This is a genomic window from Ktedonobacteraceae bacterium (assembly GCA_035653615.1).
Taxonomy (GTDB): Bacteria; Chloroflexota; Ktedonobacteria; order Ktedonobacterales; family Ktedonobacteraceae; genus DASRBN01.
Map to the genome: position 1 here is coordinate 37648 of DASRBN010000027.1, position 15833 is coordinate 53480.

Below are 15833 nucleotides of genomic sequence, written 5' to 3' on the forward strand. Positions count from 1 at the left end.
ACGGCGCGACCTGGCTCAGGAGAGATTCTTCGTTGCACTCAGAATGACAAGCGAGAGGGTCTTTTTCGTAACAAGCGGGAGGTTTTTTTTTTCATGACAAGCGAGAGGGTCTTTTTCGTGACAAGCGGGAGGATCTTTTTTTCGTGATAGATATACGAGAGGGTCTTTTTTCATGGCTAGCCATAAAGAGAGGAAATATCATGGCAACAGAAGTAGGACAGGCACACCAGACGGATTTTTATTTGATGGATGAATTGCTGACACCTGAGGAGCGCAGCATTCGCGACAAGGTACGTGCATTCTCCGAAAAAGAGGTCATTCCTATCATTAACGATTACTGGGAGCGAGCCGAATTTCCATTTGAGCTTATTCCCAGGCTCGCGGCCCTGAATATTGCCGGTGGCAGTATTCAGGGCTATGGTTGTCCCGGCATGAGCGCCATCGCATCAGGCCTGATCGCGCTTGAACTGGCGCGCGGTGATGCCAGCATTTGCACCTTCTTCGGCGTCCATTCGGGCCTCGCCATGTCCTCGATTGCTATGCTCGGTTCAGAAGAGCAGAAGCAGCGCTGGCTGCCGCTCATGGCGCGTATGGAGAAGATCGGCGCTTTTGGCCTGACCGAGCCGAATCACGGCTCCGACGCCGTGATGCTCGAAACGCGCGCGCGGCGTGATGGCAACGAATACATCATCAATGGCGCCAAACGTTGGATTGGCAACGCCTCTTTTGCCGATGTCACCATCATCTGGGCGCGCGATGACGAGGGCAAGGTGGGAGGCTTCCTGGTCGAAAAAGGCACTCCGGGCTTCGAACCAAAGGTCATGACCGGCAAGGTGGCCAAGCGGGCCGTCTGGCAGGCCGATATCACGCTCACAGACGTGCGTGTGCCCGCCGAAAATAGGCTGGCCAATGCGCGTAGCTTCAAAGATACCTCGCGGGTGCTGACTGCTACCCGTTCCGGTGTTGCCTGGGAGGCCGTAGGTCATGCAGTGGCCGCCTACGAAATCGCGCGGGACTATACGAGGCAGCGCGTGCAGTTTGGACGCCCGCTCAACAATTTCCAGATCATCCAGACCAAGCTGGCCTCGATGCTTGCCAACGTCACCAGCATGCAATTGCTGTGCCTGCGCCTCGGCCAGTTGCAGCAGGAGGGCAAGATGACGGATGCGATGGCCTCGCTGGCGAAGATGAACAATGCACGGCTGGCGCGCGAAGTTGTCGCGGAGGCCCGCGAGATGCTGGGCGGCAATGGCATTCTGCTGGACTATCATATCGCGCGTCACCACGCCGATATCGAGGCCGTCTTTACCTACGAGGGAACGGATACAATCCAGTCGCTGATCGTTGGCCGGGATATTACGGGAACGTCGGCGTTCGCGCCTCACTAACCTATTGTTCCATCGGCGGCATCTCTTGTGGATATTGCACTGTAGGCTCCTCGTACTGTGCGTTACTGCGGGATTGTTCTTCTGGCGGATACGAATAAGGAGGTACAGGCTCCTGGGCGCTGCCCTGCGTGGGAGTCGGAGTGTATCCCTGCTCATAAGGTGCATAAGGCTCTTCAGGCGGTGGCTCCGGCTCTCCATAGGGTTGGTAGGATTGGTATGGTTGCTGGGGCGGCTGTTGCTGCTGGTAAGGCGAGTATGGCTGCTGCGGCCCCATAAACGAATTGCCGGCCATGGCCCTGCGCAGCAGGCCCAGGATAATTGCCGCGACCACCACCGCGAATATTCCGGCGACGAGCCATGCCCAGATATGGGTGAAAATAAAGGCGAGTAACAGTACCAGAAAGACCATACCGACGATGCCGCCTCCCGGCCTTCCGTATCTATATCGATAGGCGCGGCGGGCATTTCGATAGGCTAATCTCTGCATACGCCACTGCATTCTGGCGGCTCGCCGTGCATCCCGTGCCGCTCGTCTCGCCTGCCATGGGTCCTGGTACGACATACTTTGCTCCTCGGAAATTGTAGCCTGATGAAAACTATTCGCTTGTGCTCTAAAATACTATACCCCACTACCTCGATCATTACCAGAGGAATTTTTAGACTCTACAAAACTTGAAGATGACTAAGCAGGCTCGGGGTTATAAGTGGTAGGCGCAGGATCATCATTATCGTTTTTTATTCCTCTCTCCGTACAATGTTTCTCATTGACGGATAACCAGAATGTCCTTTCGGCGTGGTTAGTGTATCACTTCCGAACCTGGGGGCTAAATTACTTTGCCAGAACACCTCTGGCAAGTTTCTAACCTCTATTGTATGTATACGCAGCAGGGTTGATTTTTACAATTATGAAAAAGGCCATATATGACGTTTTGCAATAATTGAAAGTAAGAGATGCCAGAGAACCGGCATCCCTTGTTTACATCTGCTGTCTTTTAGGCACGATAATCAATATGAGTACCGGAGCCAGCCCCAACAACCCGACTCCTGCCAGCAGACCAAAGCGGCTGGCAACCAGCCCTACGATCCCTGGCAGGACGATCTCAAATGGCGCTCCTAAGCCAATCACCGTGCGTACCATGGCTGAATGTCCTGGCTGGCGTGCATATGCTCCGGCCTGCGCAATTGGATAAAGACCAGAGGCTCCCAGGCTCATTACAAAGAGCGAACAGGCGACCAGCCAGATGGAGTGCAGGGCCAGAAATCCAATCATGCCGGGCAGCGTCAGCACTGCCAGGCCTATCAGGAGCCGGTGAGCTGCGATGCGCTTCACGAGGCGATCAAGGATCATCAATCCTAGAAAACCACCGATCATATGGATAACAATCACCAGGCCGATTACCACCTCGCTTACATGCAGCACATCGTGCATGTAGAGGGCGGCGAAACCAATGAATATCTCATCCAGCATCGTCGGCAAAATTGCAAGGATAGCCCAGCGCAACAGGAGTGGGTCCCGCAGCGCCTTACGCAAGCTTTTTAGTATGCCAATCGATTCGCTTTCCTCTTCATTATGGTGTGAGGAGACTGGACGCGGGAAAGGTCGCAAACTGAGAATCGTTGCTACTCCTAACCATAGGCCCACAGCTAGCCAGCACAGCCCTGTCCAGCCCATGCTCAGCGTGACGAAAGCTGAGACGACCAGGGGCGAGAGCAAATCACCGATACTGCTCATCAATGTCCAGCGCGTCATCGTTCGCATACCATCACCTGGCGCGCTATCGATCAAAGCCGCTTCCGAGAGTCCCACCGCTGTGCCGATGGCCGGATACAGCACAATAAACACGAACAATAACCAGCCGAAGCTGCGTATAGTTCCGGCCAGCGCAAAATCGCAGGCCAGTACAAGCAGACCTCCCAGGATCCACCAGCGTTTTGAGCCACGGTCGCTTACCAGGTTAATGATGGGCTCGAGGATCATACTCGAGATGGCACCGGCGCTGAAAAGCAATCCTACCTGCGCGTATGTCAGTCCCAATTGATCGCGCAAGAGCGGCATGCCCACTATTAGAAAACCCGTCATCAGCTCATCAAACAGGCCCATGCTGAGCAAAATCAGGCGTAATGGCGAAAGATTGCGGAAGCGCGAAACGATATGTGAATTGAACATGCAGGATATAGTCCTCTCTGAAAATGCACACGTGAAATCAAAATGGCGGCGTTTATGAATACATTTTCAGAGAAGGAGGGGCACGCGAATGTTGACACGAATACTTGCGGACACACTGAATAGAGCCGGTTCCGGCTCGAATGTGGAGAAGAGGCTCACAAGTGCTTATGAACCTCAGATAGTATTGAAGCTGTGAAAGTTAGCAGGGGCTACGAGTACTCATATGAATGAACAGGCTCCTCATGCTAAAGGATGTTCCGTACCATGGTCTAAGGCCAGAGAATCAAATTCCTTCCATGGATTACGCAGGGTAGGTGTAGCGAGCAAGGGCAACATGGGTGAGTTTTTCGGAAGCTCCAGGATACGCGCAATAAGACCCTCGGGCGGCTCTAGTTTCTGTAATTTATCAAAGAGCGTATCCACATCGTCCTTCGGCAACGTAGCATCCGGCAAGCGGATATCTGAGGAGTTATCATTTAAAACATAGACATCTGGAGCAAATCGCATGGCTCACTCTCTTTTCCTTACAACACTAACTATCTCTTCTGTTAGTACGTAATAGACAACCAGGAAGTTTCAGTTTTCTCATCGAAATTTAAAGCTTTTTGCGCTCTTCTGATTTTTTTCTTATTTTTCGTTTCTAAAAGCTGAGCATTTTTTAATTGGATCTTCATAGAAAAGTGCTTTTGATGAAAATTCTTTCATCTTCATCAAAACAAGTAAGCAAGAGACTTGACGCGAGAAGGAACGTAGAGGTCTGATGGATCGGGCCTCGAAAGGGACTTGCCTATTGAGCATCCTCGTGTTACACTGCTAGCAAGAGATTACAACTTTTTTAGGCATTCGTCGTATGTATAGTCAGGAAAAGATTTTTCTAATATAACCATATGGTTACTAATGAAAATAGATAATGAGCGGTGAGAGAAATGGAATCGACACTAAATCCTTCAGGGGCACTGGAAGTCTTTGGACCTCTAGGTAAGCCAGCGCGTAAGACACGCCGCCGGCAAAGTACCGGGACGGTCTCACCCCAGGGTATTTTAAGCCAGGACCAGGCGATGGGTAGCGATGCTTCGGCAGTAATGCAGGGTATATCTGGCGCCTATGCGCGAGGGGCAACTGTCGAGGAATTGAGCGACGCGGAGCTTGTCGAACTGGTGCTTACAGGTACGCAGGAGGCTTTTGAGGTACTGGTCGAGCGCTATAAAGATGCTGTACAGAATCTTGCCTATCGTATGTTGAGTAATGTCACGGAAGCCGAGGATGTGACGCAGGAAGTCTTTGTACGCGCATATACTCAACTCTCCACATATAAACCGGCGCATAAATTTAGCACGTGGCTGCTTTCGATTGCCTCGCACCTGGCTATTGACCAGCTGCGACGCCGGCGTTTTCTAGCGTTACCGTTAGAAGATGTGCCATTCCTGGAATGGATTACCGACCTCGGCGCAGGCCCGGAACAATCGGCCCTGCAGGGGGAGCAACACGACGAGATCCAGGCCTACTTGCAGAAGTTGCCCAGCAAGTATCGCGCCGTTATACTTCTGCGTTACTGGTACGACTTATCTTATGAAGAAATTGCCATGGCTCTTAACCTGACACCGGCTCTGGTCAAAGCCCGCTTACACCGCGCGCGTGAGCTACTGGCTCGCTACATACAGGAAAACAAGGAGAACGAGGAGGAGCAGAGCGATGCGTTGCCACGACGCTGACCATCGGCTCACCGCTCAAGATGCAGGGAAATTCGCGCAGCCAGATACCTCGCCGGTACAGGAACAGCTGGTTGATCGTGGCACTGTCCATTCATCAGGACTGCCCCAGCAGCATCTCGATAACATGCTCCAGCCCCCGTTATCGCACATGTACCAGCCGATATCGACCTACCGTATCATGCAGGCAGTGCAGCAGCAAAGGCAGATAACCCGGCAGCTTGAGGAAATCCGCACTCAACAGAAGGCTCGTCTGCGTATCCTTCCGCCGCTGTTGGCATTCATTTTTTCGCTGCTGGGTGCGCTGGCGGTGTTAATAGTGATACTGGCATTTTTCCGGCCTGAGGTACTGGTAGGAATTCTATCGGGGATGGGTGATGTAATTGCAGGCTTTTTCGTTGTCGCGCAGTACCTGCGGGCAGGGTTGACATTCATCACCGGCAACAGTTTGATTCTCTCAGGGATAGCACTTGTCCTGGTGGTCATGATGGGAATGTGGCTTCGCTTGATGCGTTATCCACAAACGTAGAGAAAGCGCCTGTCCTGGCGTCCATTTCGGCATGTGTGGTGTAGAAGGCGAAGGTCATGGTTGCCCAACCATGATAGGGAGTTCCTGTATGCGTAAGACCGGACGTACACCCTGGGTTCTGTTAGTATTGTTTGGACTATTCCTGATACTGGTACTTCCAATCGGCGGACCCCAAAATCTACCGGCACAGTTCATACCAACAATCGTTCAGGCATCGGGTAGACAGAGCGTGGGTCCTACAAGCCAATGTACAACAAGTCACGAAGGGCCATCTTTTGGTGGAACGCTTGTTATCAATGGGCAAGAAGTAATATGTAGCGACATAACCTCGTTTGGTGGGGTAATTACTATTAAGGGTCAGGTACGCGGCGATGTAGTTGCCTTTGGCAGCAGTGTCATTATTGACGGCATCGTGACCGGAAATGTGGACCTGTACGGAAGCAACGCGGTCCTGCATAATGGTTCTCATGTACATGGGAATATTCTTCTTTATGGAGGCAGTTTTTATAAAGACAAAGGGGCGCTGCTTGATGGGCGGCCCATTTACAATTCAGGGCACTTCGGTTGGGTTTTTGGCAGTGATGACACATTCAGTTTCCCTTTCTTGTCTATCCTCACATGGGTAGCGCTGGGTCTGATATTCACTCTACTACTCCCCGAACATGTAATGTTAGTGCGCACAACGGCGGCAAATCATAAAGGCCGCAGCTTCGTTGTCGGATTATTAACGGTATTGATTGCTCCGGCGGTCCTGGTTGTATTGATAGCGCTTATTCTGCCTATTCCGCTGGCAATTATAGTGGCATTAGGGCTGATTGCGGCATGGGCTTTGGGCACGGTGGCAGTCGGGTGGCTCATCGGCGAGCACCTGGTACATGCAATAGCGCCGCAGTACAATAGACGCACCTTGCAGCTACTGGTTGGACTGACAGTGCTGACGCTGGCAGGAGGGTTGCCCCTGATTGGCTGGTTTATCACGGTTGTAGCTGGATTAGTAGGACTTGGAGCAGTCCTCTTAAGCCGTTTTGGGACGCGGCTCTACGGTCGGCCCAAAGGACCCTTGAATCTCTGATGATTGCTTTTATCGACCTGGACTGGAGGTCATCTCTTTACAGGACGAGATTGAACCGTACAAATATATTGGAAAGTTGGGACGGACACCAGAAATGCAGTAGCCAGGAGAAGTAGAGACAGTGCCTTATGCCTGTCCTCGTAGGAGCGCAAGGACAGGCATAAGGCACTATCCCTACCCCTCTCTCTCTCTCTATCTTGCAGGTGTGCCGCCGAGGTGTATATGAGCATTGACGTTGAACTAACCGATCTTGCCTACGGTGGAGATGCCGTGGGCCGTTACGAGGGGCGAGTACTCTTTGTACCTGGAGGGATTCCTGGTGAACGAGTGCGCGTAGAGGTCGTCGAAGAGCGCCGCGGACATGCGCGCGCTGCTCTTTTGGAAATCCTGCGTCCTGCCCCTGAGCGAGTCGAACCGGCCTACCCTCTGCTCACGGATAGTGGTTGCCAGTGGCAACATATCGCCTACCCCGCGCAACTGACCTGGAAAGCGCACATCGTGCGCCAGCTTCTTGTACGCATCGGCAAGCAGCCTGACGCGCTTGTCCATCCTACTATTGGTATGCCTGCCGGTAGCTCGGCCTGGGGCTATCGCAACATCGCATTATTTTCGGTAGGCCCGGAGGGAGAAATCGGCTTCAAACTCACCGACAGCCACGAAGTACAGGACCTCGAAACGTGCGAATTATTGCATCCTGCCCTGGATATGGTCTACCAGCGAGTGCGCAGCAAGCTTAAAGCGTATTTCGGCGATTCTCTCCCTCAAATGATTCAGGGCTTTACCATACGCGGCGCTATCGGCGCGGTCAGCACCCCCAGCTCAAATGCAGAGAGCGTGAGGGCAGTACCCACATTGCTCTGCATGCATGCGCGTCCCGGTTCAACGATTGAAGCGCCACAGCAGTTGGCACAGGAACTGGTGACTACCGCTCCCGGCATTGTCGGCGTCATTATTGAGCGTGTCGGTGGCCGCTACGGTCGTGTCGTGGCAGGTCAGGAGTTCTTGACCGATGTCGTATCCGGTCGCCGCTTCCGGGTTTCCGCCGATTCCTTCTTCCAGGTCAACATGGTACAGACACCGGTGCTGGTTGATCGCGCCATAGCAATGTTGGAGCCTCAACGCGGGGATACGGTGCTGGATGGCTACAGTGGCGTCGGTCTCTTCTCAGCATTCCTGGCTGCTCGCGCCGGTCGCGTGATTGCCATCGAATCGCAGCCCAGCGCTGTGATGGATGCGCGCGCCAATACTACCCTGAACAACCAGAATAACATCACGACGCTGGAAGGGACCTTAGAGCGGCTCCTGGGCCAGTTGTACTACCGCCGTGAACGAGTCGACCTGGCGCTGGTCGATCCACCGCGCGCCGGTTGTCATCCTAAGGCATTGCAGGCGCTGCAATCGCTTGCCCCGCGCGTCATCTGTTACGTCTCGTGCGACCCCAGTACGCTGGCACGTGATATCGCCACGCTCTGTGGCAGCGAGCGCTACCGCCTTGTGGCCGCACAGCCCATCGATATGTTCCCGCAAACATACCATATCGAATGCATCGCGTTGTTGGCACGTACAGGGATGAGATAGATAAATTTCTAGAGTAGAAAGAGACGGGGATGCTTGAGGCTTTCGTGAAGGCCTCAAGCATCCCTTACTTACTCAGCAATACCCGAATCTCCGGTCGCTCGCCTGTATCCAGATCGACGTGAATAACAGCCCCGGCGGGAGGTTCCTGGCTTACGATTACGCCCGCGGGAATCTGGGGGTAGGATGGAACCTCGCCGATGGGAACCACCTTCATGCCAAATTCCTCGGCCCGCTCCACCGCCGTCAGCAAATCCAACTTCTGCAAGTTCGGCACGCCACGGTTGACCATCTGTTTTTCGAGGATCGTCACAACGTTGCTGAACCACTCGTTCAATTCTTGCTTGCGTTTATTATTCGCCTCGATCTTGTCTGCCTTCTCTTTAAATCCCTTGATGGCATAGATCTTATCCTGAATGAAGAAAGGATGATCAATATGGGTCATCTTAATGTCCGGACTGGAACCCGGTGTCTCAACATAGACATCCCCGTATCCAAGCAAGAACTCAAAGACGTTGCTCATCCTCACCTTGACATCGCGGATATTTCTGTACTCCGTCTCGTCACGGGCCTCGTAAAAGAAGATGAACTTGCGCTCGATATCGATGATGCGCTTGTTGGTTAGAATGAACACATCGTCAAAGTAATTGATGATGGTCAGCAGGATGCCGATGATTAAGATCAACACTCCGGCAACAACAAAGCTGGTAAATTGATGGGGGAGATAGATGATGCCAACAAATCCCAGCAGAAGGAGCAGTACAGGAACAGTAAGGCGCATAGCAAGCACATACCTGGACCGCTGAATGTACATGACTGTAAATTCGTCGGTTTGATAGTGAACGTCGGCAGGAATACGTAGCGGCCCTCCAAATGTCCGCAAAGGGCCACGCGGGGCATCTGGTTTTTGCCGGCGTGCATATTTAGCATCTGCATCCTGCAGTTTTGGAACATCTTCCTCTTTTGCCAGTTTCGAAAGTACTTCATCTAGCTCCGGGTTGGCCGGTCTGGGAGGTTTCGCTTTGGCTTGTTTGGCCGCTTTATATGCCTCAGAGACGCCCAGGATGGCATCTCTAATCGCCTTCGGGTTGGGTACATCCTTGATATCTAGACGACCCCCTACCAGGTAGACGTGGACAGTACCATAGGATGCCAGGAAACTCATAGGAGTAGCGCGGTCAACCCCCACCTGCTGTACCCTATCGAGGCCTGTTTCCTGGCGTGTTTGTTGCAGAAAACCGCGCCAGGTCAGAATACGCTTATTGGTAATAATATCGACTTCGAGCCACCAGAGGATGAGGTCTTTGTAAACGAAATAAGCCGCGGTGATGATAACAAGCAGTCCGACGAGCAGGGTTAAAAATGTGAAGAGCGGCTTCAGAGTTGTTTGACCAATATCTACTCCCAGCAGGATGATAAGCAGGAGCAGAGAACCAAGAAAGGGTAAAGCAGAGCGGATAAGAAACCAGGGATGCCTGCGCACCACTTTCCTGACCACTTCATCCGGCTCCTGGCCACGGAAATGCAACTGCTTGTCACGGCCACGCCACAACTGGCGCAGACCGCCATGTATGCGTCGGGGACGCCATGCCTCATCAGGTGCCTGTTGGGGTGCATTGCTGCTCATTTACTCACCTCGGTCTTTCGAGCGGGCAGCCGCAAGGGCCTGCCCCTGGCATTCCTACTGTGCTGTGTCGTCTATGTTTGGATGGACGACCACAAGGCCGCCCCTACTTTTTCCCGCCTGCGCCGCCTTTCTTCGCGTTTGCCGCTATCAGGCCTGCGATGACCGCTATTACCGCAACTACAAAGATGATCAACAAATAATTGCCGACCTGGCTCTGACTCGGCGTACTCACACCGACCGTAATCAGAGGAGATTTGGCAAAGACATTCGTTACGTACTCAATCAAAGCATAGCCGGTGATAACTGCCGGAATCACACCTAAAAAACGTTCGGCGGGCGTAGCCGGCTTTGGAAATGCCCTGTTACCAATAATATACCCCAAACCGACAATAACAACAAAGGCAATGATAGTTACCACCAGTACATTCACATCCGTAGGAGCCGATGGCGTTTTTGTAGAGGATGAGGAGCCACCTGCGATGATTTGCAGAATGACGGGAAGGCGCACAAAAACGAAATCCGCGAGCCCCTTTCCGCCGCCCAGGAACAAAAATAACACCCCTGCCAGCGAAAATGCCATTGAGACTATCTCACGACGCCATCCCCGCATAAAGCCCAGCACGCCAAAAGCAAGCATGGCTATGAAAAAGCACTGCGGTGCCGTTAATAACAAAGCCATATGTTTCTGTTCCCCTCCCTCAAGCGTCAAAGACAATACGATAGTGGGCCAATCAACCGGTAAAGCATGAAGTCGTAGTCTCCCTAAAAACATCTATTACCGTTATCTTACCACAGCTTTACGACAAAATATAGAGTATTACGGCCCAATTTGCTGAGATATCCCTAAATGCCGGGTAAATTCATAAGAACTGGTGATACGAAGAATATGCCGGGGGATTCTTCGCTGCGCTCAGAATGACATGCTCCCGAACATATCTGGGGCATGTCATTCTGAGCGCAGCGAAGAATCTCTCACCGACGTACCAGTAACCACCAGCAATCCATCCTCGGTTCTGCTATAATCATCAATCAGAATAAGTATCTGCTCTCAAAAAGGATACTTCTTTTCAAAACTTAAGTAGTTGATACAGAGACAGGAATAAGTCATTTGCGCTTGAACGTCTTCTTCACTCCTTCATCCGTCATTGTGGGGGAGCCAGCAACTCATCACATTTACATTGTCATAGATGTCATTCGTGCCACCACCACGCTTGCCGTTATCTTCGAGCAGGGCGCTACCCATGTTCTGGCCGGAGAAACGCTTGAGCAGGCGCAAGCAGCTGCACAGAAATTGCCTGGATGGTTCCTCTGCGGTGAACGTAACGTGAAGCCGTTGCCCGGTTTTGACTATGGTAATTCGCCCGTCCAGTTTTCTCAACTCGACCTGAAAGGTCGCGAACTGATTTTGACCACCACCAACGGCACGCGCGCTTTCTATGCCTGCCCCGAACAATCAATTCGCATGGCCGGCAGCTTCTACAATGCTCACGCAGTGACTGCCAAAGCGCTGGAGCTTGCGCGACAGTACAGGAGCGACATCAGCCTGGTATGTTCCGGGGAATATGGTTTATTCGCGCTCGACGATACTGTGTGCGCCGGGTATCTGGCCCTTGAACTGCAGCGCCAATACGAGGCCTATCCTCACGCTGAGCCTCTATTGATCGATGAAAGCGTGCATGCCGCCATCACCCTGTACCGCGCTTACCCGGTACCGGAATTGATCGAGCATAGCCAATCGGCGCAGTCCGTAATCAACGCGGGTTTGCCGGATGATGTAACGTTTTGCCTGCAAAAAGATGGCGGGATGAGCGTACCAGTGGTGGTGGGGAAAGACGAGGGAACCGGATTATTGTTATTAGAACGTATTTCAATCCCGGCCAGGAAGTCGTGAAAAGATCCGGCTCCCGCCGCTTCTCTGTAGGGGGAGTATAGCGGCCACACCCGATCATGCCAAGAGCAAATGCACGAGACAGGAAATGCTCGCATGGCTGCGCGCAGCCATGCGAGCATTTCCTGTCTAGCTATCCTACCCTCACGATCAACTTGCCAAAATTCTTATTCTCGCCCATCGCCCTGTGAGCCTCTGCAATCTCATCGAATGCGTAGACATGTTCGATAATCGGCTTCACCGTCCCGTTTGACAGCAGAGGCAGAACACTTGTTGCGAAACGACGTGTTACCGCCAGCTTCTCCTCAAGGGTGCGCGTGCGCAGGGTCACGCCGCGCATCGATATGCGCTTACCCATCAGCATGCCCAGGTTCACGTTTGCCTGGACGCCGCCCATCGTTGCCAGAAAGACGATGCGACCCCATGGCGCCATGGCCTGCAGATTCTGTTCCAGGTAGGGCGCGCCAACAAAGTCGATAATCACGTGTACGCCCGCCCCGTTGGTCAACCGCTGCACCGCCTCCGCGAAGTTCTGGTCAGAGAAACCGGCATCCAGACCCAGGGCCTTAGCTCGCTCCAGCTTCTCTGGCGTGCGTGAGGTGCCAAAAGTGGTCGCGCCTGTCGCGTGTGCGAGTTGGATGGCCGCCGTTCCGACTCCGCTGCCTGCCGCGTGAATCAGCACGCGCTCGCCCATTTGCAGGCCTGCCTGCGTAAAGAGCGCGTCATGCGCCGTCATGAAGACCTCCGGGATGCCTGCTGCCTGCTCAAAATCCAGGTTCGCCGGAATTTCTACCAGCATCCCCTCGTGAACCACGATATATTCCGCCTGCGCTCCTCCACCTGCCAGGCCCATCACCCTCTGTCCCGGCTTCCACATGCGTGCCAGGGGACCAACCGCATCGACCTCGCCCGCGAATTCCATTCCAGGAATATTAGAAGGCCAGCCCGGGGGCGCGGGATATCCCCCCGCACGCTGCAATAAGTCTGCGCGGTTAATCCCCGCCGCCCTGACTCTTACTCTCACCTGGTCGCCTGCCGGTTCCGGCGTCTCGACATCCTGGATTTCCAGCACGTCCGGCCCGCCGGGACGAGTGATTATTACTGCACGCATGAGCTTTGCTCCTCATCTCGCTCCTACGCCTGAAGCAACTTCTGTAAATCCGTGGTCATCTCGCTATTGGTGAAATTCTGATCTAGCAGCACCTGTTCGCGGCCCTGCTTATCGATCAGGTACAGCACCGAGGTATGCATACTCGTGCTGGCGGATATGCTTTGCGCATCGACAGCGTAGGCACTCCAGATTGGCGAGAGTTGATTTTGCGTTCCGGTGAGATAGTGCCAGTAGTCGGTCATCTGGTGCTGCTCGGAAAAGGTCAGGGCCGAGGCTTGCGTATCGCCTTTGGGATCGACACTGACTACCAGGATTGCCACCTTTTGCGCGTTGCTGCCCAGGCTCTGCATCGCGGTATGCAACTTTTCAGCGATCAATGGGCACACGGTGGGACAGTGCGTATACATGAAAGTCACAATGACAGGTTCGCCTTTGAATTGGGCCAGCGAAACCGTGTGGCCGAACTGGTCCGTCAATTGAAATCCGGGCGCAGGCGAGCCACCAAGGTCAATACCCTGCAAGCCCAATGCGTTGCTTGTAGTTGAGGAACTACTGCCGGACCCTCCTGTCGTGTTGCGCAAGCTCAAGAGGGCCACGATCAATACGACAAGCAGGGCCATCGTTATAACTGATAAACGTGAAGCCAGGCGCCAACTCATACTCATGATTTTGATTCCTCTAGAATATATTCCTGATGCCCTACCCCGAGCGCGCTATATCTGCTCCCTATGGCCTAGCAATCGCCTTCAAGGGTAGCGGCTCTCCCTCTTTACTTAATGAAGAACTCTATCTAACACCATTGCGGCGAAGATCATCGCCAGGTAGCAATTAGAGTACCAGAAAAGCGTGCGCGCCCATTTCTTTGTCTTATCGCGCAGCAAACGCACGGCCATGTATACCAGTATACCACCCAACACGAGCGCCGCTGCCAGGTAGAGAAATCCCATTGCCCTCATCGCAAATAGCACCAGGGTAACCGCCAGCAATAACAGCGAGTACAGGAAAATCTGCTTGCGCGTCTCAGATTCGCCCATCACCACCGGCATCATAGGAATATGTGCCTTCTCGTAGTCTTTTTGAATTAACAACGAGAGCGCCCAGAAATGCGGCGGCGTCCAGTAGAAGATGATGGCGAAGAGCCAGATGGCCGGCAGTGAAATGCTATTCGTTACCGCCGCCCAGCCTACCAGCACGGGTACAGCGCCCGCCGCACCACCGATGACGATATTTTGCGCCGAGGTGCGTTTGAGCCAGATCGTATACACGAAAACATAGAAAAGAATGGCCGAAGTCGCCAGCAGCGCGCTGAGCAGGTTGACGAAAAACGCCAGAATCAGGAATGATCCGATGCCTAATAGCAGGCCAAAGATCAGCGCCTGCGCTGGCTGCACCCTGCCTGATGGCAGTGAGCGACGCTGCGTGCGCCCCATCACCTGGTCGATATCACGGTCGATGTAGCAGTTGATGCAGTTGGCGCTGCCCGCCGACATCGCTCCACCCAGCAGCGTTGCCAGCACCAGACCCAGCGATGGGAATCCTCGCTCCGCGATAGCCATAGTTGCCACCGTCGTGCCAAGCAGTAGAACCGTCACATGCGGCTTCATCAGGTCGATATAGGCACCGATTGTTTGTTTGATTGGCCGGGCCTCTCGCTGCTCCTCTATTCCTTCAAGCTCTTCCAGCTGTTGTACTGTCTTCATGCGAAACGAAATATCCTTCATGTATTGTTGATGAGGCAAGAATAATTAAGACATCTTGTATTGTCATGGATGCTCCTGTTACCATCCTTGCAAAAAATGATGCCTGCCTTACAGGTTCCTGAACGGTCTTGCCCCCCCTTCCCACCCCTGCTATAGTATCTAACGAGTAAGTGTGTATAGGTGAAAGGTCCCGGTTATGACGGCAAATATAGATCTCAACTTCTGGCTCACACAATGGAATCTTGATCCATCAATTCTTATCGGCACGGCATTGATTATCGGTGCCTATCTATATGCTATCGGCCCGCTGCGCAGGCGCTATAACTTTGAGAAGGCTACACGCGGCCAGGTTTTCGCGTTCTTATCCGGGATGATTATCATGTTCCTGGCGCTTATCACCCCGCTGGACGAGCTTGGCGACTCCTACCTGTTCAGCGCGCATATGGTGCAGCATTTGCTGATCACTATGATCGGACCGCCATTGCTGCTGATTGGCACACCCGAATGGTTCTTGAGGCCAATAGTACGCAACCCGGCGCTATTTCGTATCGCGAAGTTTTTGACGATGCCTGTTATTTGCTTTGCCCTTTTCAATATCGACTTCTGGCTCTGGCACGGGCCGCCGCTCTATGATGCCACGCTGGAAAACGAGTCCATTCACATCATCGAACACCTGACCTTTATCGTCTTTGGCGTCCTGAACTGGTGGCCGATGTTTAGCCCATCGAAGGATTTGCCGCGCCTATCTATCGGCGGGCAGGTCCTCTATCTCTTCCTCAGCGGCATGCCCACCGTCGCGCTGGGGGCCGGTCTCACCTTCTTACCGCCGCTCTATGCTCCCTACATTACTGCTCCGCGTGTGTGGGGCATTTCTGCGGCTACCGACCAGCAGTTGGGCGGCCTCATCATGTGGATCCCCGGCAATATCCTCTATATCGTCATCATGAGCGCCCTCTTCATTCGCTGGATGCAACAACAAGAGGCAAAGCAGATGGCGCAGGAACGAGAGCAATATGAAAAAGAGGATGCGAGCGGCGCTGTGATATAGTTCCTCTTCCCATCCATGC

15 protein-coding genes are annotated in these 15833 nt (G+C 53.2%); 7 read left to right on the forward strand and 8 right to left on the reverse strand.

Annotated features, from left to right (window positions below):
* The first annotated feature begins 200 nt into the window (after positions 1-200).
* Positions 201-1388, forward strand: coding sequence for an acyl-CoA dehydrogenase family protein (locus tag VFA09_14275; protein ID HZU68439.1), 1188 nt, complete (start codon positions 201-203; stop codon positions 1386-1388).
* A gap of 1 nt (position 1389) precedes the next feature.
* Here VFA09_14275 and VFA09_14280 read toward each other — a convergent pair whose 3' ends face one another.
* The 3 genes from VFA09_14280 to VFA09_14290 form a co-directional block, all read right to left on the reverse strand.
* Complete coding sequence (locus tag VFA09_14280) at positions 1390-1950, reverse strand: phage holin family protein (GenBank protein ID HZU68440.1); 561 nt, start codon at positions 1948-1950, stop codon at positions 1390-1392.
* A gap of 414 nt (positions 1951-2364) precedes the next feature.
* Complete coding sequence (locus tag VFA09_14285) at positions 2365-3555, reverse strand: MFS transporter (protein ID HZU68441.1); 1191 nt, start codon at positions 3553-3555, stop codon at positions 2365-2367.
* Between the two features lie 240 nt (positions 3556-3795).
* Entirely contained in the window at positions 3796-4062 is a 267-nt protein-coding gene (locus VFA09_14290) for a hypothetical protein (protein HZU68442.1), read from the reverse strand.
* A 419-nt stretch (positions 4063-4481) separates the two neighbouring features.
* Here VFA09_14290 and VFA09_14295 point away from each other — a divergent pair, with 419 nt between their 5' ends.
* The 4 genes from VFA09_14295 (at position 4482) to rlmD (ending at position 8443) form a co-directional block, all read left to right on the forward strand.
* On the forward strand, positions 4482-5267 hold the full coding sequence (locus tag VFA09_14295) for a sigma-70 family RNA polymerase sigma factor (protein ID HZU68443.1): 786 nt from the start codon (positions 4482-4484) through the stop codon (positions 5265-5267).
* A complete protein-coding gene (locus VFA09_14300) occupies positions 5248-5793 on the forward strand; it encodes a hypothetical protein (protein ID HZU68444.1) in 546 nt (181 codons plus the stop codon). Before VFA09_14295 ends, VFA09_14300 begins: the two co-directional genes overlap by 20 nt.
* An 88-nt stretch (positions 5794-5881) precedes the next feature.
* Positions 5882-6865, forward strand: coding sequence for a polymer-forming cytoskeletal protein (locus tag VFA09_14305; protein HZU68445.1), 984 nt, complete (start codon positions 5882-5884; stop codon positions 6863-6865).
* Between the two features lie 222 nt (positions 6866-7087).
* Positions 7088-8443 (forward strand): 23S rRNA (uracil(1939)-C(5))-methyltransferase RlmD, encoded by a 1356-nt coding sequence (gene rlmD / locus VFA09_14310; protein ID HZU68446.1) that lies wholly within the window; start codon positions 7088-7090, stop codon positions 8441-8443.
* Positions 8444-8507: 64 nt separating this feature from the next.
* Here the strand turns inward: rlmD and VFA09_14315 are convergent, their stop codons facing one another.
* Together VFA09_14315 and VFA09_14320 are read right to left on the reverse strand one after the other, a co-directional pair.
* On the reverse strand, positions 8508-10067 hold the full coding sequence (locus tag VFA09_14315; protein HZU68447.1) for a PH domain-containing protein: 1560 nt from the start codon (positions 10065-10067) through the stop codon (positions 8508-8510).
* Between the two features lie 103 nt (positions 10068-10170).
* Entirely contained in the window at positions 10171-10746 is a 576-nt protein-coding gene (locus VFA09_14320; GenBank protein ID HZU68448.1) for a hypothetical protein, read from the reverse strand.
* Between the two features lie 429 nt (positions 10747-11175).
* Between VFA09_14320 and VFA09_14325 the strand changes: the two genes are divergently transcribed.
* The gene (locus VFA09_14325; protein HZU68449.1) at positions 11176-11958 is read left to right on the forward strand and encodes a 2-phosphosulfolactate phosphatase; all 783 of its coding nucleotides are present in this window, start codon (positions 11176-11178) and stop codon (positions 11956-11958) included.
* 130 nt (positions 11959-12088) lie between these two features.
* Here the strand turns inward: VFA09_14325 and VFA09_14330 are convergent, their stop codons facing one another.
* The 3 genes from VFA09_14330 to VFA09_14340 all read right to left on the reverse strand — a co-directional run bounded on the left by VFA09_14330 (position 12089) and on the right by VFA09_14340 (position 14766).
* Positions 12089-13066: an NAD(P)H-quinone oxidoreductase gene (locus VFA09_14330; protein ID HZU68450.1), complete on the reverse strand. Its 978-nt coding sequence runs from the start codon at positions 13064-13066 to the stop codon at positions 12089-12091.
* 23 nt (positions 13067-13089) lie between these two features.
* Positions 13090-13731, reverse strand: coding sequence for an SCO family protein (locus VFA09_14335; GenBank protein HZU68451.1), 642 nt, complete (start codon positions 13729-13731; stop codon positions 13090-13092).
* A gap of 108 nt (positions 13732-13839) precedes the next feature.
* A complete protein-coding gene (locus tag VFA09_14340) occupies positions 13840-14766 on the reverse strand; it encodes a heme o synthase (GenBank protein HZU68452.1) in 927 nt (308 codons plus the stop codon).
* A 196-nt stretch (positions 14767-14962) separates the two neighbouring features.
* Between VFA09_14340 and VFA09_14345 the strand changes: the two genes are divergently transcribed.
* Positions 14963-15814 carry a cytochrome c oxidase assembly protein gene (locus VFA09_14345; protein HZU68453.1) on the forward strand — a complete coding sequence of 284 codons (852 nt, stop codon included), beginning with the start codon at positions 14963-14965 and terminating at the stop codon, positions 15812-15814.
* Positions 15815-15833 lie beyond the last annotated feature (19 nt).